Raw genomic sequence first — 24,135 nt, forward strand, 5'->3', positions numbered from 1 at the left:
GATCTAACTCTGCCGGGTTAGGTCCTTTTTTCACAGGAGGTAAGAATGTGTTAGTTAAACAGATAACAGAACAAGAATTTTATGATTATATGGAAAGCTATGAGGGACTCTATCATTTTATTCATGATGAAATTTATTATGATTATGTGAAAACAAAACTTGAAACATTTTTACTCGGGTTTTATAAAGACGAAAAGCTGTCTGGAGTTGCATTCCTAAGTGCATATCCGATGATGCGTAAGTATAGAGGTTTCTCGACGCATTTTGGTCCATTATTAACAGACTTTAATAACGAAGATTATGCGTTTTTCTTAAGAGAAATTGATCAGTTCATTAGAAACAATAAAGGCCTAGAAGTAACGATTGCGCCGAACCAAATCTATCAAGTACGTGATAGAGACGGAAATGTCATTGAAGAAGACCCACGAAACAACAGAGAAATCATGGACGTCTTTGAAAGAGTAGGGTTTAAGCATCATGGATTTACGAAGCAACTTGTCTTCAGCGAGCACCTTAGATACCAATCAGTTGTGGATATCAGTGGTACTTTAAATGACGTGTATGACAGAATGGAAACAAAGATGCGCTCAAATATAAGACGTGCTTTAAAACACCCAATTAAGATTAGGCATCTATCACCAGATGAGTACGATGAGTTCTTATATATTTATAAAGATACAGAAGAACGACTTGGTTTTGACAAGGTTCCATCTGAACGTATACTAGACCAGCTTCGAATTCTAGACAAAAAGATCTATGTTGTACTAGCAGAACTTGATTTAGATGACTTAATTCAAACATTAAATGAAGAAAAGACAGAACTACAAGATGAAATAGATCGACTTGAAAAAGAACACGACCTCGAGAAAGCTTCACGTAAAGTTAGAAATGTATATAAAGATACAAAAACAAAAATTGATCAAGTCCAAGCTCAAATTGAAGATGCAGAGGCGCGCATTAAAAAATATGGCGAGGTCATTCCTTTATCAACTGCAATGTATTATTTCAATAACAACGAGATGGTGTATCTATATAGTGGTAGCTTAAGAGAACATAGCAAATATTTAGCAACAAACTTTGTGACAATTAAGATGATTGAAGATGCACAGAAAAAAGGGTTAAAACGATTCAATATGTACGGAATTACAGGTAACTTTGACGAAGACGCTGTAGATTACGGCGTGTTCCAATTCAAGCGTGGATTTGGTGCAGAAATTGAAGAATTACCAGGAACATTCAGTAAAATATATCACCCAATGATCTATAAGATTGGTAAAGCATTAAAGAGAATTTAAACACTCTAAAGTAATCAAATAATAAGAAGAAAACCACAAGACTTTTAATATCATATCTCTTGTGGTTTATTTTTTACATAACTTGAGGTCTTATTCATTTAATAAACTTTTCATAGTATTAGTTTACATAACATATATTATAGGAAGTTATGTATATAGGAATGAGAGAGCTATGTTACACATTAGCTGCTCTCTTCTTCTTCGAATCTCTATATTTTGAAGTGCTATATAATATAACTCCAATCCATATAAATATGAACGTAATGACTTGTGCCTTCTCAAATGGTTCATTAAACACGTATACACCAAGTAAGAATTGTATTGTTGGATTGATATAGATTAAGAACCCCATCAATGATACGGGTATATATTTAGCGCCTTTAGAAAACAATATTAATGGTACGGCTGTAATGGCTCCTGCAAATAGCAACCAAAATGACGATGTGTTTATCCCAACGTCTGATTGGTCTGTAAAGAAAAGAAAAACCGCATAAATGATTGCTATTGGTGTGATTATAATTGTCTCAAATGAAATACTGCTGGTAGCATCTATAATCAGATGCTTTTTAATAAGTCCATAGAATCCAAATGAAAATGCTAATAGTAATGCGATTATTGGTACCTCACCTATTCTAATAATCATATAAGCAATCCCTATAAATGACATTAGAATGGCTATCCATTCGATCTTATTAAACGTTTCTTTTTCAAATATTAATGCAAGCATAATGCTGACAAGTGGCATAATATAGTATCCAAGGCTCGATTGTAGTACATACCCGTTGTTTACACCCCATATGAATGTACCCCAATTAATCGTGATTAGAACACTACATGCAAGTACCATAAGAAGTCGCTTTGAGTCAGACTTAATATAATACCAATCTCTTCTTAATGCAGTTCTATTCTTTAGAATAGGGACTAATACTGCCATAAAAATTAAAGAATAAATTATGCGATACGCGAGTATTTCAAATGCATCGATGTCGTTGATAAGTGCCCAATATAGTGGAGAAACGCCCCACATGACGTAACATCCAAGTGCTAATAGTATTCCTTCTTTAGTCTTGTTTTCTTCCATAATTAACACCCATACTTATTTGATAATTATTTCTAATCTTACACAAATATTCTGTAATAATTATCTCATGAATTCGTTTTAGAAATAATTAAAATTTGCGGTGTTTCTTGTTCTGTAAGTTTTACAACTTGTACAAACGTATTTCCTTTTTGTTCTTCTTTGTTAATTGCTTCAATGACCTGTTGTGTTAAAGAATTTTGTTTCATATTTGGTTTAATATTAATCAGTGAATACTGTAACATGTTCATCATCCTTTCACACATAGTTATATCACAATTTAACAACCACCTAACTTATTTTGCTCATGCAAAATACGGTCATCGATTACCCCCACTGCTTGCAAGTAAGAATATATAATGACAGGGCCTACAAATTTAAAGCCACGCTTCTTTAAATCTTTGCTGATTAACACAGACAGATCGTTTTGAACTGGAATATCTGTTTCGTAATCATAATTTGTAACTACTGGTTTGCGACCTACAAATGACCATAGATAATTAGAAAAACTTCCGAACTCTTCTTGTACAGTTTTGTATTGAGCAGCATTTTTAATTGCACAAGAAATTTTCAACTTATTTCTTATCATATCCTCAGTACTCAAAATTCTCTCAATGTCTTCATCATCAAACTTTGCGATCTTTTCATAATCAAAATCTAAAAAAGCCTCTTTAAATGCTTCGCGCTTCTTTAGGATTGTTAGCCAGGATAGACCAGCTTGAAATCCTTCTAAAATAAGCATCTCAAATAAGTGTCTATCATCATTAGACGGCTTCCCCCACTCATTTTCGTAATATGCTTCAAGTAAAGGATGACTTTTTGCCCATGTTGGTTTTATCATAATAGATACCTCCCACTTATATTATATAAGCTAACAGTACAGATTTGCTTTTTTTATATAAAGAATTCAGAATATAGTGTATAATGACGATATACTTCGGAAACCGAAAGGGAGAGACAGACATGGCATTATTATCAAGAAAAGATGTAGATGTAAATTACACTTGGGATTTAACAAGTTTAGCAAGTGACGATCAAGATGCAATCAAACGTGCTGAACAATTGACAGAGGATGTTAAGTCGTTCAATGACGCATATGAAGGTAAATTAGACTCACCAGAAGTTGCGATTGAAGGTATTAACAGCTTAAAGAAATTAACAGAAGCGCTCGTACTCATTAGTACATACGCAAGCTTGAGACTTTCAAGTGACCAAAGTGAAGCTGAAGCACAGAAATTATCAGCAGTTCTCGGTAATACGAGAACAAATTTCGCATCAAATGTAAGCTTCTTTGAAGGTGAACTTTTAGAAAAAGATGAAGCTTTTTTAAATGAAATTAAAGAAAAAGCAGCAGAATATAAAGGTTTTGTTGATGAGTTACTTAGAAATAAACCGTACCAACTTGATCCTAAAGTTGAAAAAGTACTAGCAAATTTTAGTAACGTTTTTAACGCTCCATATAACTTATATAACATTACTAAACTACTCGATTTAGACTTCGGTTCAATCGAGGTCGATGGAGAAGAGATACCAGTATCTTACCTTGCATTTGAAGGGGGTCTTGAGTCTAATCCAAACACTGAAATTCGTCATAAAGCGTATAAGAGGTTTTACGATACTCTCAGAAAATACGAAAATACTACAGCAGCAACATATGACATACAGTTAAAACAAGAGAAGACAGAGTCTGACTTAAGAGGATTCGATTCAGTAATCGATTACTTACTACACAGACAAGATGTGGACCGTGAACTATATGATCGTCAAATTGACACGATAATGAAAGATCTTGCGCCACATATGAGACGCTATGCAAAACTCTTACAAAAAGCAAACGGTTTAGAGACTATGAAATATGAAGACTTAAAGATTCCTTTAGATCCTTCAAGTGAGCCTGAAATAACTGTTGAGGAGTCTAGAAAATACATTGTTGATGCCCTATCTATCTTAGGTGAAGACTATGTAGATATGATCAACCGTGCATATGACGAGCGTTGGATTGACTTCGTTTCAAATAAAGGAAAATCAACAGGTGCATTCTGTTCTAGTCCATACGGAGACCACCCATATATTTTAATTACATGGAGCAGCTTAATGGAGGAAGTATTCGTACTAGCGCATGAACTCGGACACGCAGGTCATTTCTACAATGCAAATGCGAACAACAATATCTTTGATACAAGACCTTCAATGTACTTTATTGAAGCACCATCTACAATGAATGAAATGTTAATGGCCAATCATCTACTCAAGAACTCAGAAGATCCTAAGTTCAAACGCTGGGTAATCAGCTCAATCATTTCAAGAACTTACTACCACAACTTTGTAACGCATCTATTAGAAGCAGCTTACCAACGTGAAGTTTACAAAATGGTAGACAATTATGAGACTGTATCAGCATCTGACTTAAACAAATTAAAACGTCAAGTAATTGAAGCGTTTTGGGGAGATGATGTTGAAATCACTGAAGGTGCAGAACTTACTTGGATGAGACAACCACATTACTACATGGGACTTTATCCATACACATACAGTGCAGGTCTGACAATTGCAACACAGATGGCAAACCGTGTATTAGATGAAGGACAAGTTGCAGTTGATGAGTGGTTAGCAGTGTTACGTGAAGGTGGAAAGAAAGATGCTGTTGGCTTATCTAAGATGGTGGGCATTGATATTACTACAGATAAACCTTTAAAAGACACAATTCAATACATCGGATCTCTAGTTGATGAGTTAGAGAAATTAACAGAAGAAATTGATGGTTAAATGATAAGAGTCTCTGGCATACTTATGTCAGAGACTTTTTTTGGAGGATGACTATGGAACATGACTTTAAAGTAAAGACACATTGGTCAGGTGGACGTAATGAAAAAGGAATATTTGAAGCGGATCACTTAAAAGGAGAAATATCAATTCCGAGTGAACTTGGAGGAATGGGTGACGCATCAAATCCTGATGAATTACTTGTTTCAGCAGCAGGCAGTTGCTACATTATAAGTCTAGCTGCAGCACTTGAGCGCTCACGATTCACTGATGTTGTTATCGAACAAGAATCAGTTGGAACAGCGAGTCTTAAAGAAGGTAAATTTAAAATGGTGAAAATTACACATCATCCTAAAATTACGGTGAATGAAGCGGAGTATACAAAATTAGAAAAACAATTAGAAAGAATTACTGAAATTGCTGATGGTAACTGTATGATATCAAACTCGATACGAGGCAATGTTGAAATAGAGATTGATGCCGAGATTGATGTGAAATAGAAATAAAACGCACTATTCCCATTATGGGTCTAGTGCGTTTTTAACTTATAAAATGATTAACTCGCTTCTTCAAATTGGCTGTTATATAGATTTGTATAGAAGCCATTCATTGCGATAAGTTCGTCATGTGTCCCCTGCTCTACAATATCTCCGTTATCCATTACTAGAATCACATCTGCATTTCTAATTGTAGATAGTCTATGGGCAATCACAAAACTGGTACGGCCTTCCATTAACTTATCCATCGCGCGTTGTATTAATATCTCAGTACGTGTATCCACGTTACTCGTAGCTTCATCTAAAATTAAGATTTTTGGATCAGACAGAACTGCTCGCGCAATCGCCAGTAATTGTTTTTGTCCGAGTGATACGTTAGATGTTTCTTCGTTGATGACCATATCATATCCATCTGGTAGTGTACGTACAAAGTGATCGACTTGAGCGTCTTTTGCTGCTTGGATCACTTCTTCATCTGATGCTGTTAAGTTGCCATAGCGAATATTTTCCATGATTGTACCGTTAAATAACCAAGTATCTTGGAGAACGATACCAAATAATTTCCTGAGTTGATCGCGCTTAATGTTACGGATATCCATACCATCTATTTCAATCGATCCTGTAGTCACATCATAAAAACGCATTAATAATTTAATCATCGTTGTTTTACCAGCACCTGTCGGTCCAACAATTGCGACTTTCTGACCCGGTTTAATTGTGGTAGTGAAGTTATTGATTATCATCGTAGATTCATCATAACCGAAGTTTACGTGGTTAAACGAAACCGTACCATCAAAGTATTTTTTCGTCTCAGAAGCATTCACTTGGTTGTACGCGACATCAATCGCTTCTTTTCTATCTTCAACTTCACCAATCTCATCAATAATTTCAAATACACGCTCAGTTGCTGCGCCAGTAAGTTGTAATGTGTTTGAAATACTCGCAAGTTGTGAAATCGGTTGGTTAAACGTTCTGACATATTGAATGAAGGCTTGTATTCCACCAACTGTCATATTTCCTTTAACTGTATAGTAACCACCTAGGATACAGATGATTACGTATGAGATGTTACCAACAAACATTGTGACTGGCATGATTAGACTCGATAAGAAGTTAGCTTTCCACGCTGATTCATACAGCGTGTCACTATATTCGTTGAAGGTTTCAATAGAACGCTTTTCTTTGTTATATGCTTTAACTACCATATGGTTGGCCAGCATTTCTTCAACGTGACCGTTTACGTCACCTAGTGATTTTTGTTGTTTTTTAAAGTGGACTTGCGATTTTTTCATGATAAACACAACAGCTAGCATCGAAAGAGGTACCGATAGAATCGTAACTATCGTGAGTTGCCAACTGATCGTTAGCATCATTACTGTAATACCGATGAGTGTCACTACAGACGTGATAATCTGAGTTAAGCTCTGATTCAATGTTTGAGTAATCGTATCAATGTCGTTCGTGATACGACTTAAGATATCCCCTTGTGAATGCTTATCATAATACGATAAAGGTATATTATGTAGCTTGCTATAAACATCTTCACGTAGTTTATACGTTACTTTTGCGGTAACACCTGACATGAAGAAGCCTTGTAGATAAGTGAATATACTACTAATTACATATAATGTGAGCAAGATGAGTAACGTTTGTGATATCCTTTGATAATCAATTTTACCAGTACCCTCAATTTGAGCGAGAACACCACTAAAGAGGACGTCGATAGCTGTACCGAGAATCTTAGGACCAACGATCGCGAATATTGTTGATACGATTGCCATGAGTAATACGAACAAAATCATTGGCTTATAAACTCCTAGATACTGAACTAAACGCTTCAAGGCCTTCAAAGTGTTTTTTGGTTTGTCTTGAATCGGTCTAGGCATCTAATTCCTCCTTTGTCAGTTGTGATGATGCGATATCGTAATACACATCACAATTTTTTATTAATTCGTTATGTGTTCCAAGACCAACAATTTCACCTTGGTCTAGTACGATGATTTGGTCTGCGTTTAAAATTGAAGTTACACGCTGTGCAACTATGAATGTAGTAACGTCTTGACCATTCAATAATGAGTTTCTAAGCTTACGTTCAGTAGATAAGTCTAGTGCACTAAAGCTATCATCAAAGATTAAGAACTCTTTTTCTTTTAGGAGTGCACGAGCGATAGAGATACGTTGCTTTTGTCCCCCGCTTAAATTACTACCACCTTGTGAAACGTGTGATTCAATGCCATCTTCTAACTTATTCACGAACTCCATTGCCTGAGCATCTGTTAAAGCTTCGATCACTTTTTCATCGGATGCATCTTCATTACCAATACGAACGTTTGAAGCGATTGTACCTTCAAACAGTGATGCTTTTTGTGGAACAAGTGCAAATTTATCACGAAGTGTGCCAATATCAGCATCTCTAACATCTAAATCATCTACTAATACTTCACCACTACTCACATCGTAAAGTCTTAGTAGTAGGTTTACGAATGTAGACTTACCGGCACCAGTAGAACCAATCAATGCTGTTGTATGACCGGGTTCAATCGTTACATTTATATCTTTTAGTGCATATGCTGATGCATTTTCATATCTAAATGAAACATTATTGAACACGATTTTACCATCAGTATTATTGAAGTTTTTCGTTTTATCTTTATTTTCAATAGTAATATTGGTATTTAGAATTTCTGAAAGCCTACTTGCAGATACTGCTGCTCTTGGGATCATAATAAAAATCATAGACATCATTAAAAATGCCATAATTATCTGCATCGTATATTGAATGAATGCCATCATGTCTCCAACTTGCATCGATGCACCAGCAATTTTATGAGCACCAATCCAAACGATTAAAATAGAAACGCCATTCATAATGAGCATCATGATGGGTGGCATTAAAGCCATCGTTCTGTTGATGAATCGTTGTGTTTTCGTAAGATTGTTGTTTGCTTCTTCAAAGCGTGCTTTTTCATGATCACCTGTTCTAAATGCACGAACGACCATGAGACCACTTAGATATTCTCTAGATACTAAATTAACTCTGTCTATTAACTTTTGAATTATTTTGAACTTAGGAATTGCAATAATCATGAGTAATATGATGAGTAATAGTAAAAATACTACTGCCAAACCGATGATCCAGCTCATTGAAGCAGCTTTGTTCATCGCCATGATTACCCCACCAACACCTATAATTGGTGCGTAACACAACATACGAATACCAAACATGAAGAAGTTCTGGATTTGTATGATGTCGTTCGTTGAACGTGTTATTAATGAAGCGGTTGAGAATTTATCTATTTCGTTAAATGAGAACGATTCAATTTTAGTGAATACATCTTGTCTGATATTTCTTGAAATACCAGCTGCGATTCTAGATGATAAAAAGCTGACCATTATTGTTGCGAAACCTCCGATTAGTGTAATACCTAACATGATTAGCCCCATTTTAATAATGTACTTTGTCTGAGTAGTCGTGATATCAATACCAAGTTCTTCCATAAATGATTTATTTATGGAAATCCCCACTTGGTCTTCAGCGATTTTATTTTCATCACCCATTAAATTGTTTTTAAGGAGTTTATTTTCAGGCATTTCATCTAAAATAGGTTGAAGTTCGTAGGCTTTTGCCATATCGAGTTTTGTTCGTTCCACAGGTTCGTCTATACTTTTTGCATCCTTATATAATATTGATAATAAACCCAGCATATCTATAGATGCTTGGTTAAAAATAGAATCAAGTTTGGATAACTCATCAGTATTTATTTCTTTTAATACATATAGTCTACCTGCTGATTTAGGATATGCATTCTTATATTCACCGGTAGGAACTACAATTTTGAATTTTGATTCTACATAAGCTTTGTCTTTGTTCGTCATGAACGTAGTAATAAACCTAAAACCATCCTCACTTACGGCGTTTGGAGTCGAATGATTTACACCATTTTGTTGTATTCCGACGTCGACAATATCAGACATATAATTAGGTAAGCTTAAGTCACTATACGCTTGTACAAATAACAGTAGAATTGCGAGGATTAGTGGCATAATAAACGCCTTTAAATATATAAGTATCGTTCTCAATCGTGTCCCTCCCTAGCACAAAATTAATATTAATATATGATGCCTAAATAGCATTTTATTAATGTAAAATAAGATAAACTATATAGTTGATACATGCAACTAAAAAAGGATATAATTGCCTTAGTCAATCATTTAGAAAAGGTGATTATATGGACAAGTTGCAATCGTTATTAGCATTCGATATTTTTTACAAAGAACAGATGACGCTGGATATGAATGAACTGTCTTTATCTGAGGCAGAGTGCGATGTACTCTTACTTCTAGATCAACACGAGTCTTTAATTGCGCGTAAAATTGAATCGTATTTAAAAGTTGACCGAGGCTACTTAAGTAGAATTCTGAACCGTCTAGGTCAGCATAAATTAATCGAACGTATTCAAGACAAAAAAGATAAACGTGTATATCATATAAAGCTTACTAAAAATGGTAAGGAAAAGCTAAGCGAAGTTGAAGCTGAACTATTTAAAAATATGGAAGAAAAGTATGCGCATTTAAGCAGAGATGTTATTGTAGCCATCTCAGAAAAACTTGAACAAGTCATGGATATTTACAATAGGAATACAGTAGAAGATGCATTTATTAACCAAACAGCTGAAAACATAAACAATGTTGAAACTTTTACTGTTAGACCAGGAACAACTGGAGATGCCGGCTTTGTACTTACTACTCATAGTGATTATTATCAAGATGTACACGACTTTAATGATTTATTTGTATCGCGTTTATTAGAAGAAATATCAGAGTATAATAAAGGTAGATTTAACTCAGAGCTATTTATTCTTTGCAAAGGAGATAAACGTATCGGTTCGATCATTGTAGTGATTGATTCATATAACAATGCACAGCTCGGGTGGTTCATTGTTAAAGATGAATATGACACTATAGAAAATAAAGAAAAGTTACTCAAGTATGCGCTTGATTATTGTAAAGAAGTAGACGTGAAGCATATTTTTACTACCCTACTCATTGAATCACCAGAACTAGAATCATTACTTAAATCATATGACTTCACACTAACGAGTAAACAATTCAGTAAAAAGTGGAAAGAAGCAGGCACAACAATTAAGAGATTTGAAACGAATTTAAAAGTACAATGATAAGTATTGCATGAAAAAAGCACAGAATTAATTCTCTGTGCTTTCTTTATCTTTCTTTTCTATTATATACGTACCGTTTTTGTCTTGGGTAACTAATTCTTTTTTCATTAGACCACCAAGTGCTCGTTTAAAAGATGCTTTAGACATATTAAAAGTCTCACGTATATCATCTGCTGCTGATTTGTCGTTAAATGTCATCGTTCCACCGTTCAGTAAGAGATACTCATAAATGTCGTCGGCGTCATCGCCACGCTTTTTATAAGCTTTTTCAATGAAGCTACCATTTATTTCCCCTTTGTCATTAAATCCTATAACGCGGAATTTAATTTCTTGCCCAAGTCTTGGCTCTTCTGTGCGTTCTGATTCGTGTACAAAGACTTTGTATCCTTCTTCTGTAATTAGGAACGTTCCTACTTTTAGTAAGCGGTATGGTCTACCGATAAGCCATGTATTACGAATCTTTTTAAATGTTTCTTCATCTATTTTTTCAGTAAATGATTCCACTTCTGTTTCAGAAACTAATTTACCAAATAATTGGTTATCACTTTCAGCACGTAAAGTAGCATAAACTTTGTCACCGACTTTTGGCCATACAGATTTTAATTTTGGTAGATCAATCCATGGAATTAAAAATTCACGTGGTGCGCCAATATCTATATACGCGCCATCTCTGTTTACATCACTTACAGTTGCAAATCCAAATTTGTCTCTGTTAATTGGTGGGATCATTGGTGTAGCAAAAAGTTCTCCACGTACGTTTGGATATATAAATGCTGGAATCTCTGTACCTACTTTATATTCATCGTCTGCTACCGAACGGTTCATTCTAATCGTGTCACCATCGTCTGTTTGGAAGATATATGTTGAGCCTTCCATCTCTTTTAATATTAGAAACTGTGTAGATCCTGATATATTATTCATAATTTCACCTTTGTCCATCTATTTCATATGTTAATTTTACCATAAAAAATGGTATAATCGATAAGGAATATAATTAGAGGAGAAATGACCATGTTACAAGTTAGTGACGTGAGTTTACGTTTTGGTGATCGTAAACTTTTTGAAGATGTCAATATAAAATTTACACCAGGTAACTGTTACGGCTTAATAGGGGCAAATGGTGCTGGTAAATCTACATTCTTAAAGATTTTATCAGGTGAAATTGATGCACAATCGGGCCACGTGTCTATGGGTAAAGATGAACGGTTGGCTATCCTTAAACAGGACCACTTCCAGTACGAAGATGAAACAGTACTTGATGTCGTTTTAATGGGACACGAAGATCTATGGAATATCAACAAAGAAAAAACTGAAATATATATGAAACCAGACTTCAGTGATGAAGATGGTATTAAAGCAGCAGAGCTTGAAGCACAGTTTGGTGAAATGGGTGGTTACACTGCTGAACTAGACGCAGAGAGCTTACTTAACGGTCTAGGTATTAAGAATGAACTACTTCACAAAAAAATGAGTGAGTTAGAAAACTCACAGAAAGTTAAAGTGTTACTTGCACAAAGTTTATTTGGGTCTCCTGACGTATTATTACTAGACGAGCCTACGAACGGTCTAGATATTGAAGCAATCCAGTGGTTAGAAGAGTTCTTAATCAACTTTGAGAATACAGTAATCGTTGTATCACACGATAGACACTTCTTAAACAATGTATGTACGCATATTGCGGATTTAGACTTTGGTAAGATAAAAATCTATGTTGGTAACTATGACTTCTGGTATCAATCAAGTCAACTTGCATTACAACTTGCAAGTGAGCAAAACAAGAAGAAAGAAGAACGTATTAAAGAACTTAAAGACTTTATAGCACGCTTCTCTGCGAACGCTTCTAAATCTAAACAAGCAACGTCTCGTAAGAAGATGTTAGATAAGATCGAATTAGATGATATTCAACCATCATCACGCCGTTATCCATTCGTTGGATTTAGCCCCGAACGTGAAATCGGTAATGAACTACTACAAGTTGTCGGATTAACACATTCAATCGATGGTGAGAAAGTATTAGATAACGTAAACTTCACATTAAATCCGAATGATAAAACAGTCGTTGTTGGTGAGAGTGAAATTCAAAAGACTACTCTACTTCGTATATTAGCCGGAGAGATTGAACCAGATGAAGGTGAAGTAAGATGGGGAGTAACAACAAGCCAAACATACATGCCTAAAGATAACTCTGATTACTTTGAAGGAGTAGAACTACCTCTTGTAGAATGGTTACGTCAATATGCACCACCAGAAGAGCAAACAGAGACATTCCTACGTGGGTTTTTAGGTAGAATGTTATTCAGTGGTGAAGAAGCTAAGAAACATGCGAACGTACTCTCTGGTGGAGAGAAAGTACGTGCAATGCTCTCCAAAATGATGTTATCTAAATCAAACGTTCTAATCTTAGATGAGCCTACAAACCATTTAGACTTAGAGAGTATCCAATCAGTGAACGATGGCCTTAAGAAATTCAAAGGATCTATTATCTTTACTTCTCATGACTTTGAGTTTATTAACACGATTGCAAACAGAGTATTAGAACTCCGTGAGTCTGGTGCAATAACAAAAGAAATTTCATATGAAGAATACCTTATCGATAAAGGTGTACTTAAAGCATGATAACTTAAATAATATCTGTAAAAAAGTCTGAATAATTTCAGACTTTTTTATTTTAGGAGAATACAGCATAAGTATATTAGCGTTAATTGACGTATCTGTTAATTATCAGGTCGCTCCAATAAATGAATAAAATAAAAAAGCAGATCGTTTGATCTGCTTTTTTCGTGTAACTTATATCGTTAACATTTAGTTTTTAGTCAGAAATTATAGTTTAACAACGTTTGTAGCTTGTGGGCCACGGTCGCCTTCAACGATTTCGAACTCTACTTCTTGCCCTTCTTCAAGTGATTTATAACCTTCTTGACTGATCGCTGAGAAGTGTACGAATACGTCGTTCTCTCCTTCGATTTCGATAAATCCAAATCCTTTTTCTGCATTAAACCATTTTACTGTACCTTGTTTCATTGATGAATCCTCCAAAAATCTATAATTCAATATAACCTATTGATACCTTTATTATAGAACAATGAAACCGTTTTTTCAAATTTATTTTAGAAAATTTAAATATTTTACATGTTCTTCACATAGTTTACCATCAATAAGCATTAACGGTGTGTGATAGATTTGTACATCGTCATCACAGTCATCACAATATCTAATATCACATGTATTATAAAAAGAAGTGATACCGTATTTTCCAGTCTGTTTTACCTTATACTTTTGATCGAGCAATTTGCACATTTTAATATACTGTAGTTCCATTTCCTTATATGATTCGCAGTTAATTGTCACTTGAACATGTTCTTGCCAATCTGAAAAGAACCACCATCCTTCATAATCGGCAGTTAATAAGACAACTTTAAACATTAAAAAGCCCCATTCCCTGTTACTAATGGAACTATTATAGACTCGCATTGCTTTTAATATCAAGTATAAAGATTTATAATAAAGGTATTGAAATTAGAATGGAGCATTCATATGAAAGATAAAATATCCCATCTCTACGGTTCGTTGATTGCAGGTCCCATCAGTATAATTACGTGGATCGTTTCCATGGGAGTATTCGATTTAACAGCCTTACTTTCAATTGGTGCAGCTATTATTGCATTCTTTATTTCTTATATTCCAACCCAGCAATTATCGTATCAATCGATATTAAATAAATATGGTCTTACGCGAAGTGAACATAAGTATATAAGCAGTGAATTAAAAGCGGCCAAGGAAAAACAGAAACGTTTAATTAACAGTTATAAAAACATTCGCTCAATCAACGATATAAAGCTTCTATTTGAAATAAATAGAGTTGTTAAAGCGATTATTAAACGTGTGGAAAACGAACCTAAGTTATTTTACCAAGGCCTTCAGTTTTTCCATTCAAATCTAGACTCAGCAGTAAATATGACAGAGATGTATTTACACCTATTTAAACTACCAGGAAAGTCTAAAGAAGAAAAAATAGAGCTTCACACTACTCGACTACGCCTCGTTGATCTAAAACGTAGCCTCGAGTTGGACTTATCAGAAATAAATAAGAGAGATTATGATAACCTTAGATTTGAAGGCAAAGTATTGAAGGAGACAGAAGCTAGACGTAAGGGACAAATGAAGTTAGAAAATAAGCTAGAATCCGAAAAAATCGGTAGAATAAAAGTAAAAGAACATGAAGGTGAGACTATTGACAGAAACTAATAATATTAAAGATCAGTTGTTATCAGATCCATTTAAAGAAATCAACGAGTTAGAGCCGGAACAAGAATTAGAACGTGTTCCGTCAGCAAAATCAGAATCAGTTCTCTCGACATATGAAAATGAATTTAGTGATGCAGATTTAGAGAAAATACGAAATATTAAAGAACAAATTAAACCTTTAGATAACGATGCACTGATAGCGTATGGTTCAAACGCCCAGCTTGCCCTATCTAAGTTTTCACATCAAATGCTAAATGAAGTACAGTCTAAAGACGTAGGTCCTATTGGTGACACTTTAACTTCACTCATGAAGAAGCTTAAAGAAATCGATCCGGACGAACTCACAAAACAAAATAGGAATGTATTTACAAGGCTATTTGGTAAGGTACGGAGTTCAGTAAATGAATTAGTTGCGAAACATCAAGGTGTAGCGTCTCAAGTAGATAGAATTAGCATTCAGCTTGAACACGCTAAAGAAGTACTTGTAAGAGATGTGAAATTGTTAGATAATCTTTACGATGAAAATAAGGATTACTTTGAAGCATTAAACATCTATATTGCTGCAGCTGAAATGAAAAAGGAAGAGATTGAAAAAGTAGTTCTTCCCGATTTAAGAAGTGTTGCTGAAAATAGCAATAATCAAATGGCTACACAAGACGTCAACGACATGATGCAATACGTGAACCGCTTAGAGAAACGTATTCATGACTTAAAGCTATCTAGACAGATTACTCTACAGTCCGCACCTCAAATTAGAATGATACAGAGTATTAACCAAACACTTGCAGAAAAAATTCAAAGCTCTATTCTAACGTCAATTCCGTTATGGAAGAATCAAATGGCGATTGCACTTACTTTACTTCGCCAAGAGTCAGCCTCTAAAGCACAACAAGCAGTCACTAATACAACAAATGAATTACTCACTAAGAACAGTGAGATGTTGAAACAGAACGCTCTACGTACTGCAGAAGAAAATGAACGTGGAATTGTAGATATTGAGACACTTAAACTCACTCAAGAGAACCTTGTACAGACGATAGAAGAAACGCTTAGAATCCAAGAGGAAGGATCTACTAAACGTAAACAAGCTGAAGCTGAGTTAATTACAATGGAAGCAGAATTAAAAGATAAATTACTAAACTTAAAAACTAGATATAATAAATAAAAAGCTGACTCCTAGGAGTCAGCTTTTTATTTATTATGTGTATGTTACTTTTTCGCCTTTAAGTCCAATGATATAACCAAGTACAAACCCAATAATCATAATTGGAATCCATTCAAATTGTGATTCATATAAAGGAAGGTTCTGCAAAAATGAAAGTGCTGATCCACCAAAGAATCCGTTACGCTCTATAACAGTTAAAATAGAAACAATCGACACTACATAAACTGGTAGTTGTAATGCAAGTTTCGGACTTCTTACGAAATAAGTAACGATGAGTAACGTTAGAACAGTCATTGCGATTGGGTAAAGTACAAGCAATACTGGTACTGAACCTTTAATGATTGTGCTTAGACCTTGGTTCGCAAGAACAAGTGATACGAATGTAAAGATAAACACCCATGTACCATAATTCACTTTTGGAATAAGTTTTGAGAAGTGTTCAGAAACTGCTACTATGAGCCCTACTCCAGTTGTGATACATGCAAGAAATACAATGATACCAAGTAAGTAACCACCGAAACCGCCAAGTGTGTCATTAGCAATAAATGTTAATAAGAATGTACCAACTTCACGGTCACCTATTACAGAATTTCCGATGTCTACTTTATTGCCTAGTACTCCAAGCGCAACATAGATGACACCAAGTAATAATGCAGCGAGTCCTGCTGACTTCATTGTTCCGAATAATAAGTCACGTCTGTTAGTAATTCCTAGACCACGAATAGAGTTAAGAACTACTACACTAAATACAATTGCTGCGATTGCATCCATTGTAAGATAACCTTCAGTAAATCCTGTCGAGAATGGTGATGCACTGTTAAACCCTTCAACCACAGGGTTACTAGGATTTGAGTTATAAGCCACGATACCTACTACAATAAGAAGTAACATCGTTACGAGTAGCAATGGTGTTAAGATTTTACCAACACTGTCAATGATGTTTCCTGGTTTAATACTTAAGAAAAATACGATTAAGAAATACACGACACTAAAGATCACTAATGATACTGTACCAGGTCCTTCAATGAATGGAAGAATTCCCATTTCGTAAGCGGTAGTAGCTGTTCTTGGAATGGCAAAAAACGGACCAATCGTTAAGAAAATTGCTACTAAGAATACAACTGAAAACCATGGACTAATGTTTTTGAGTGATTCACTGTAACCTTCTTTAGATATTGCACCAACGATAACACCGATTAACGGAAGACCTACCCCCGTGATTACAAATCCTAAGATTGCGAGTGGGAAATATTCACCTGATGAGAATCCGAGTGCTGGTGGGAAAATTAAGTTACCAGCACCGAAGAACATCGCGAATAACATAAACCCGACTATAAAAATATGCTTTGTTTTCATATAAAGATGCCTCCAAATATCTGTGTTATAAATTTAACATAAATCATATATTACACGATAAGGAGGCATACGTCCACATAATTTTTAAAATTATCAGAAAATATAGAAAATCTATATTCTTTCGAAATACGCTTTGTAATAGCCCCCTACTTTACCTGAATTATCAATTACAAAAATGTATTCTTCAGTTTCGTTTACGATTGTATAGGTTTGATTAACTGTAAGCATATCAGACACTTTATATTTTTTTGCATCTACATTTACTACTTTTACTTCACCTAGATTATTGTCTTGCCAAGTTTCATGTAACATACTTTACACTCCTTTAAAATAAATAAAAGATAGGTGGATACCACCTATCTAATATCATATAATTTAACCTTCAAGAAGTAAATCTTCAGGGTTTTCAATTAATTCTTTAATTGTCTTTAAGAATCCAACTGATTCAGAACCATCGATAATTCTGTGATCATAGCTCAATGCAACATACATCATCGGACGAATTTCAATATCGTCACCGATAGCAACTGGACGACGTTGGATTGTGTGCATTCCTAAGATCGCAGCTTGTGTACCATTGATGATTGGTGTTGACATTAATGAACCAAATACACCACCGTTAGTGATTGTAAATGAACCATTTGCCATCTCATCTAATGTGAGTTTCTTTTCGCGTGCTCTTGTAGCAAGATCCGCGATATCTCTTTCAATCTCAGCGAAGTTCTTTCTGTCACAATCTCTTACGATCGGTACAACGAGACCTTCATCAGTTGAAACAGCAATTGCGATATCATAGAACTGTTTGTAAACAAGATCAGTTCCATCAATCTCAGCGTTAACTGCTGGATATTTCTTAAGAGCTGCAACTACAGCTTTAGTGAAGAATGACATGAAGCCAAGCTTAGTACCATCATTACGCTCGATGAAAGCATCTTTTTTACGTTTTCTTAAATCCATAACTGCAGTCATATCAATTTCGTTAAATGTTGTAAGCATTGCAGTTGATTGTGATACATCTAATAGACGGTTAGCAATTGTTTGACGTCTACGAGACATTTTTTCACGAATCACTGGTTTTTCAGGTTTTGCATTAGTTTCTTTAACAGCTGGCTTATCTTGATTTTTAGCTGCTTCAGCTGGAGCATTACCATGATTATTTACATCATGTGAACGTACAAGTCCACGTGGATCTGCTGCATTCACATCTTTAAGGTCAATTCCTTTTTCACGAGCTAATTTGCGTGCTGATGGCGTTGCAACGATCATTGATTGCTCAGTTTCTTCATCGTTTGACTCGACTGCAGAGTCTTTAGTAACTTCAATCGTTTTCTCAGTCATTTCTTCTTTAGGAACATCTGTTTTTGGTGCTTCAGCACCTTCGCCTACTATAGCGACTACTTGCCCTACCTCAACAGTGTCTCCTTCTTCTGCTTTTTGTTCTTGTAAAGTTCCGTCTTCTTCACTTACGATTTCAACGTTTACTTTGTCAGTCTCTAGTTCAAGAACTGCCTCACCTTTTGATACACTATCCCCAACTTGTTTAAACCAAGTCGCGATAGTACCTTCGGTAATTGATTCAGCTAATTCTGGAACGATAATTTCAGCCATTGTGCTGCCCCCTATTTTTTGAATGCTTCTTCTAAAATATTTTGCTGGATAATCTTATAAACCCCAGCGTATCCTTCTGCAGGTGAAGAACTTTCTTGTCTTCCTACGAAAGTGAACGATTGATTGTCTGCTTTCATTTCTAAGAACTTAGGTAATACGAAATGATATGCCCCTTGGTTTTTAGGCTCTTCTTGTACAAAACGAATTTCCTCTAGGTTTGGTAGTGTCTCAAGAACTTCAGTGATATTACGTTTAGGGAACGGATAGATTTGTTCTAATTTAATTAATAGGAACGAATCATCTGGTTCTTTAGCAAGTTTCTCTTCTAGTTCGATTGCCATTTTTCCACTCGCAACTAATACAATTTTTACTTTTTCTGGTGTATTATTGTTGAATAAAATCTCGTGGAATTTACCACCAATAAATTCAGATAAAGGTCTAGATGCCGTATTATTTCTAAGAAGACTCTTAGGGGAAGCAAGTACTAATGGTCTCATCTTGTCCGTATTTAAGTTTTCTGCTTGTCTTCTCAGTAAATGGAAGTAGTTTGAACTCGATGATAGATTAGCAATTGTCATGTTGTTTTCCGCACATAACTGTAAAAAACGTTCAATTCTTGCACTTGAGTGTTCCGGACCTTGTCCTTCTTGAGCGTTTGGTAATAATAATGTTAAACCAGTTTGTTCTCCCCACTTCGCATTTGAAGCAGCCATAAATGTGTCAAAAATTGGTTGTGCCATATTTGCGAAGTCACCATATTGTGCTTCCCAAATAGTTAATACTTCATTGTTTTCGACGTTATATCCATATTCATAAGCAACAACTGCGAGCTCTGATAATGGTGAGTTATAAAGATCGAATGATGCTTTAGCAGTATCTAGGTTCTTAAGAGGTGTGTACTGTTCTCCTGTCTCTGGGTTATGAAGGACTGCGTTTCTGTGCGCAAATGTACCACGCTCAGCATCCTCACCAGTAATACGGATAGGTACTCCGTCTTCAAGCAATGTAGCAAAAGCTAATGCTTCAGCATGCCCCCAGTCTATTCTTCCATCTTCATCTTCAAACGGTAAGTAGCGTCTATTTAAAACATTACCAAGACGTTTGAACACTTTGAATGACTCAGGATAATTTAAGAGCGCATCATTAATATTCTTTAGTCTAGCTTCAGTGATGTTTACTTCTACAGTATTCGCTTGTGGTGCTTTTGTATATTCAGGAATATCGATACGATCAGAAATGATCGTGTCATTTTTATCGATTAAGTCATGTGAAGCACGTAGTGCTTTTTCTACTGATTCAATCGTTTCTGCTTTTTCTTCAGCAGTGATAACTCCTTCTGAAACTAACTTTTCACCGTATAAGTTTTCAATCGTTGGATGTTGTTTAATTTCATTGTATAGCATTGGGTTTGTCGTCATAGGTTCATCCATCTCGTTATGTCCCATACGACGGTAACCGATTAAGTCAATTACAATGTCTTTTTTCCAAGTCTGTCTGTAGTTAAATGCTAGTTCCATAGCTTTAAGAACGTGTTCAGGCTCGTCTGCATTCACGTGTAATATTGGAATATCAAACCCTTTTGCAATATCACTTGCGTATAGAGTAGATCTTGCGTCCCACTCTTCAGTTGTGAATCCAATTCTGTTGTTTGTAATAATATGAACTGCGCCACCTACTGTATAACCAGCTAGGTTTGAGAAGTTCATTGCCTCTGGGTTAACACCTTGTGCAGGGAATGCTGCGTCACCGTGCACAATTACAGCAAGAGATTTATTAGTGTCTTGTACAGGCGTATTTTCACTCTTCACGTCTTCTTGTTGAGCACGTGCTTTCCCGAGAACTACTGGTCCTACAATTTCTAAGTGTGATGGGTTATTAGCTAAAGTAATTGTCTGTTCAATACCATATTCGTTTAAAGTTTTCTTCCCACCTAAGTGGTATTTAACGTCTCCCATCCATCCAGTTGTCTTTTCTAAAGAACCATCTTCAGGTATAAACTTAGCTGGGTCTGTAGACATGAATTCACTTAACATCATTGTATAAGGCTTTCTAAGGACGTGAGTCAACACGTTCAGACGTCCACGGTGTGCCATACCAATCTGTAAGTTTTGAAGCGCGTTGTTTGCCATCAGCTTTAACAGATGATTCAACATTGGTACTAAGCTGTCTACACCTTCAATAGAGAATCTTTTAGCACCAACAAAATTCTTCTGAAGATATTTTTCAAATCCTTCAGTCTTTGCAAGTTCCATAAATAGCTCTTTTTTCTCATCATTTGAATATGAAATATCGCCATATACTTCAATATTTTTCTCGAACCATTCTCTCTCTTCTTGGTTGTTCATATGCATGTATTCATATGAGAGAGGAGCTGAATATACATCTTTAAGATAGTTGACGGCATCTAATGCGTTGTCAAACTTGTCTGTCAAATGAGTACTGATTGTTGCCACATCTATAGATTCAAGATCCTTTTCAGTGAAACCATAATCCTCAAAGTTAAATGTTGGAGCATTAGAGATTGTCGGTGGGTAAAGTGGGTATACTTTAGCAACTAAATGACCGTAAGTTCTAATATCCACGAGCCACTTTAAAATCCCCTTTAATGTTGTATTATTAGTGCTACCTGTTGTCCCCAGATTTACCTGATCTTTTGAGTCTAAAATAGAATCAAATAAAATTCTCATTTCGCTTGAAACACTTTGTTTATCTTCGATATACATATCGTAATACTCTAAGATTAAACCAAGGTTTGTACCGAAACTAACAGGCGCATTTTCGAACGCCTTTTCTTCCATTGACTGCCACCTCTTTGTTAATTTTCACTTGTATTAAGTTTACCATGTAAAGGCTTTATGATAAAGAACTTCATGATTAGTAAAAGTTATTACTATCTAGGCGGAAAAGTAATACGAATGGTAGTATGCTCGCCTTCAACGCTTTCAATCTTTACAGATCCCATGTTAGACTCAATAATTTTCTGTGCGATAGAAAGTCCGAGACCATTTCCACCTTGTTCTCTACTCCTAGATTTATCTACCCTATAGAATCTATTGAAAACCTTGACTTGTTCATCATCAGGTATTCCAATACCATAATCCGTTATAGAAATATGTCTGTGCTTGTATTTATCTAAAAACGTACTGACTTTTATTGTCTTATTTATGGTGTCGTACTTAATAGCATTATCTAAGAAAATGATTAAGATTTGTTCAAATTGGTACTGACTCATTTTAAGATAGATTGGTTTTTTAGATAGATCGAGAATAAATGTATAATCTGGATGAATCTTTTTCATTGCTTCAATACGTCCTTTAATATCTTCATTGACATCAAATTCTGTCAGTTCAAGAGGTTCTGTTTTTTCACTCTTTGTGAGTTGCAACAACTCTTCTACTAGTTTTTGTATTCTATTCAATTCTACAATTGAAATATTTAAAGATTCCTCTAATACATCAGGATTATTTTTTCCCCATCTATTGATGAGGTTGAGGTGACCCTGTACGATTTGTAACGGTGTTCTAAGCTCATGTGACGCATCTTCAACAAACTGTTTCTGTGAGTTATAAGAAGACTCTAGTGCTGTCATCATCTTGTTAAATGACTCTACCATGAGGTCTATTTCATCAATATTAGTCGTTAAGTTCAACCGTTCAGAAAAACCATTATTTTCGACATCCTGCAACTGTTTTGTAAAGCGTCTGATTGGCCTTACCATTTGATTAGAAAAGAAGAAACTGATCACTGATGTGATTGATATAGAGATAAATCCAACTAGTGTAGCAATAATTACGATCATCTGAAGTACTGTGAAATACTCTTTCAACGGATGAATCACTGCAATGTAACCGTTCCAATAATTAGACTGAACACGTTCGGTACTCACTAAATATTTTTCATTATTAAATTCGCGTGTCATAGTACTGCCACTTGTTATTTCTTCTTGTGTAAGTTTGAATGATGCCTCATCACGAATTGGCCACTGATACACCTCGTCCCCATTAGCTGTAAATAATATAAAACGCTGGTTATCAAAGAGGTTCGAGTAAATTTCTCTTTCAGAAATGTTGTTAATCGGTGTGGTTTCATACAACATCTTCATTTCTTTCACACTACGGTCTGCTGAACGGTATTCTAAATCTTTAAGATAAATACTTGTTGCATAGATTAAAAATGTACTAAATAGTATAAATGAGCCTGTGATAATCAGTATAGAGAGTCGCATCCATCTTGTTCTTAATGACTGTTTCATGAACGTATCACGTAACCGACACCGCGAACGGTTTCAATGATTTTATCTTTCTTAAATGGTTTAAGTTTGTTTCTGAGATATCGAATATACACATCTACTACATTCGTTTCAACTTCGTTTTCATAGCCCCAAATATTGTTTAAAATAGATTCACGGCGAAGAACGATATCCTTATTTTTTATTAACATAACAAGTAATTCGTATTCCGTCTTTGTTAAATCGAGTTCTGTATCTTTAACGAATACTTTATAAGCAGTTGGATCTATCTTGATGTCGTGCAGAGATAATACGCGTTCATTCGTACGTTTTGTTCGTCTCATTATGACTCGTAGACGTGCGAGCAACTCTTCGATTTCAAAAGGCTTGACGATATAGTCATCGGCGCCATAATCAAGGCCAATTACCTTATCTACTGTTGAATCTTTCGCTGTAATCATGATGATTGGAGTATCTTTAACTTTTCTTATCTTTCTGCAAACTTCTAAACCGTTTAGTTCAGGCAGCATGAGATCTAGTAGAATACAATCATATTCTTGTTCTAGTGCTTTTTGCAGCCCTTGTAATCCATCGTGTACTTGATCGACAGTATAACCTTCATGAGTTAGCTCTAACTCTATAAAACGTGCTAAGTTTTGCTCGTCTTCTATGATTAATATTTTTGCCACTGTGTCACCTTCTTTATTCATAATAATACCAAAT

Annotated in this window: 21 protein-coding genes; 7 read left to right on the top strand and 14 right to left on the bottom strand. The window is 35.2% G+C overall.

Annotated elements, in window-relative coordinates; all coding sequences use genetic code 11:
* Positions 1-47 precede the first annotated feature (47 nt).
* Complete coding sequence (locus tag H9D55_RS05050) at positions 48-1,295, top strand: peptidoglycan bridge formation glycyltransferase FemA/FemB family protein (RefSeq protein ID WP_186077438.1); 1,248 nt, start codon at positions 48-50, stop codon at positions 1,293-1,295.
* A gap of 175 nt (positions 1,296-1,470) precedes the next feature.
* Here H9D55_RS05050 and rarD read toward each other — a convergent pair whose 3' ends face one another.
* The 3 genes from rarD to H9D55_RS05065 all read right to left on the bottom strand — a co-directional run bounded on the left by rarD (position 1,471) and on the right by H9D55_RS05065 (position 3,214).
* Positions 1,471-2,376 carry an EamA family transporter RarD gene (rarD, locus tag H9D55_RS05055; protein WP_186077440.1) on the bottom strand — a complete coding sequence of 302 codons (906 nt, stop codon included), beginning with the start codon at positions 2,374-2,376 and terminating at the stop codon, positions 1,471-1,473.
* 65 nt (positions 2,377-2,441) lie between these two features.
* The gene (locus tag H9D55_RS05060) at positions 2,442-2,618 is read right to left on the bottom strand and encodes a hypothetical protein (RefSeq protein WP_186077441.1); all 177 of its coding nucleotides are present in this window, start codon (positions 2,616-2,618) and stop codon (positions 2,442-2,444) included.
* Positions 2,619-2,653: 35 nt separating this feature from the next.
* Complete coding sequence (locus H9D55_RS05065; RefSeq protein WP_186077442.1) at positions 2,654-3,214, bottom strand: DNA-3-methyladenine glycosylase I; 561 nt, start codon at positions 3,212-3,214, stop codon at positions 2,654-2,656.
* Positions 3,215-3,336: 122 nt separating this feature from the next.
* On the opposite strand from H9D55_RS05065, the gene pepF reads away from it, so the two are divergent.
* On the top strand, positions 3,337-5,139 hold the full coding sequence (gene pepF, locus H9D55_RS05070) for an oligoendopeptidase F (protein ID WP_186077443.1): 1,803 nt from the start codon (positions 3,337-3,339) through the stop codon (positions 5,137-5,139).
* 53 nt (positions 5,140-5,192) lie between these two features.
* On the top strand, positions 5,193-5,636 hold the full coding sequence (locus tag H9D55_RS05075; RefSeq protein ID WP_377275239.1) for an SACOL1771 family peroxiredoxin: 444 nt from the start codon (positions 5,193-5,195) through the stop codon (positions 5,634-5,636).
* 56 nt (positions 5,637-5,692) lie between these two features.
* Here H9D55_RS05075 and H9D55_RS05080 read toward each other — a convergent pair whose 3' ends face one another.
* Both H9D55_RS05080 and H9D55_RS05085 read right to left on the bottom strand, forming a co-directional pair.
* The gene (locus tag H9D55_RS05080; protein WP_186077445.1) at positions 5,693-7,519 is read right to left on the bottom strand and encodes an ABC transporter ATP-binding protein; all 1,827 of its coding nucleotides are present in this window, start codon (positions 7,517-7,519) and stop codon (positions 5,693-5,695) included.
* Entirely contained in the window at positions 7,512-9,713 is a 2,202-nt protein-coding gene (locus H9D55_RS05085) for an ABC transporter ATP-binding protein (protein ID WP_208454735.1), read from the bottom strand. The genes H9D55_RS05080 and H9D55_RS05085 overlap by 8 nt, the downstream gene beginning before the upstream one ends.
* Positions 9,714-9,862: 149 nt before the next feature.
* Between H9D55_RS05085 and H9D55_RS05090 the strand changes: the two genes are divergently transcribed.
* Positions 9,863-10,810: a MarR family winged helix-turn-helix transcriptional regulator gene (locus H9D55_RS05090; RefSeq protein ID WP_186077446.1), complete on the top strand. Its 948-nt coding sequence runs from the start codon at positions 9,863-9,865 to the stop codon at positions 10,808-10,810.
* A gap of 27 nt (positions 10,811-10,837) precedes the next feature.
* On the opposite strand, the gene H9D55_RS05095 is transcribed toward H9D55_RS05090, so the two are convergent.
* Positions 10,838-11,731 (bottom strand): CvfB family protein, encoded by an 894-nt coding sequence (locus H9D55_RS05095; protein WP_186077447.1) that lies wholly within the window; start codon positions 11,729-11,731, stop codon positions 10,838-10,840.
* A 90-nt stretch (positions 11,732-11,821) separates the two neighbouring features.
* Here H9D55_RS05095 and H9D55_RS05100 point away from each other — a divergent pair, with 90 nt between their 5' ends.
* Positions 11,822-13,426, top strand: a complete 1,605-nt coding sequence (locus tag H9D55_RS05100; protein ID WP_186077448.1) for an ABC-F family ATP-binding cassette domain-containing protein — start codon at positions 11,822-11,824, stop codon at positions 13,424-13,426.
* Positions 13,427-13,630: 204 nt separating this feature from the next.
* On the opposite strand, the gene H9D55_RS05105 is transcribed toward H9D55_RS05100, so the two are convergent.
* Positions 13,631-13,831 carry a cold-shock protein gene (locus H9D55_RS05105; protein ID WP_186077450.1) on the bottom strand — a complete coding sequence of 67 codons (201 nt, stop codon included), beginning with the start codon at positions 13,829-13,831 and terminating at the stop codon, positions 13,631-13,633.
* A gap of 81 nt (positions 13,832-13,912) precedes the next feature.
* On the bottom strand, positions 13,913-14,233 hold the full coding sequence (locus H9D55_RS05110) for a DUF1033 family protein (RefSeq protein ID WP_186077452.1): 321 nt from the start codon (positions 14,231-14,233) through the stop codon (positions 13,913-13,915).
* Between the two features lie 111 nt (positions 14,234-14,344).
* On the opposite strand from H9D55_RS05110, the gene H9D55_RS05115 reads away from it, so the two are divergent.
* Together H9D55_RS05115 and H9D55_RS05120 are read left to right on the top strand one after the other, a co-directional pair.
* Positions 14,345-15,055: a 5-bromo-4-chloroindolyl phosphate hydrolysis family protein gene (locus tag H9D55_RS05115; protein WP_186077454.1), complete on the top strand. Its 711-nt coding sequence runs from the start codon at positions 14,345-14,347 to the stop codon at positions 15,053-15,055.
* Positions 15,027-16,220, top strand: a complete 1,194-nt coding sequence (locus H9D55_RS05120) for a toxic anion resistance protein (protein ID WP_186077456.1) — start codon at positions 15,027-15,029, stop codon at positions 16,218-16,220. Before H9D55_RS05115 ends, H9D55_RS05120 begins: the two co-directional genes overlap by 29 nt.
* Positions 16,221-16,253: 33 nt before the next feature.
* On the opposite strand, the gene brnQ is transcribed toward H9D55_RS05120, so the two are convergent.
* The 6 genes from brnQ to H9D55_RS05150 all read right to left on the bottom strand — a co-directional run bounded on the left by brnQ (position 16,254) and on the right by H9D55_RS05150 (position 24,101).
* Complete coding sequence (gene brnQ / locus H9D55_RS05125) at positions 16,254-17,576, bottom strand: branched-chain amino acid transport system II carrier protein (RefSeq protein ID WP_186077458.1); 1,323 nt, start codon at positions 17,574-17,576, stop codon at positions 16,254-16,256.
* A gap of 111 nt (positions 17,577-17,687) precedes the next feature.
* Positions 17,688-17,888, bottom strand: a complete 201-nt coding sequence (locus H9D55_RS05130; protein ID WP_186077460.1) for a DUF6501 family protein — start codon at positions 17,886-17,888, stop codon at positions 17,688-17,690.
* A 63-nt stretch (positions 17,889-17,951) separates the two neighbouring features.
* Entirely contained in the window at positions 17,952-19,184 is a 1,233-nt protein-coding gene (odhB, locus tag H9D55_RS05135) for a 2-oxoglutarate dehydrogenase complex dihydrolipoyllysine-residue succinyltransferase (RefSeq protein ID WP_186077462.1), read from the bottom strand.
* An 11-nt stretch (positions 19,185-19,195) separates the two neighbouring features.
* The gene (locus H9D55_RS05140; protein ID WP_186077464.1) at positions 19,196-21,982 is read right to left on the bottom strand and encodes a 2-oxoglutarate dehydrogenase E1 component; all 2,787 of its coding nucleotides are present in this window, start codon (positions 21,980-21,982) and stop codon (positions 19,196-19,198) included.
* A gap of 92 nt (positions 21,983-22,074) precedes the next feature.
* Entirely contained in the window at positions 22,075-23,436 is a 1,362-nt protein-coding gene (locus H9D55_RS05145) for a sensor histidine kinase (protein WP_186077466.1), read from the bottom strand.
* A complete protein-coding gene (locus H9D55_RS05150) occupies positions 23,433-24,101 on the bottom strand; it encodes a response regulator transcription factor (RefSeq protein WP_186078188.1) in 669 nt (222 codons plus the stop codon). The genes H9D55_RS05145 and H9D55_RS05150 overlap by 4 nt, the downstream gene beginning before the upstream one ends.
* Between the last annotated feature and the right edge of the window lie 34 nt (positions 24,102-24,135).

Origin of the sequence: Phocicoccus pinnipedialis (genome assembly GCF_903994035.1) — a bacterium.
Lineage (GTDB): Bacteria > Bacillota > Bacilli > Staphylococcales > Salinicoccaceae > Phocicoccus > Phocicoccus pinnipedialis.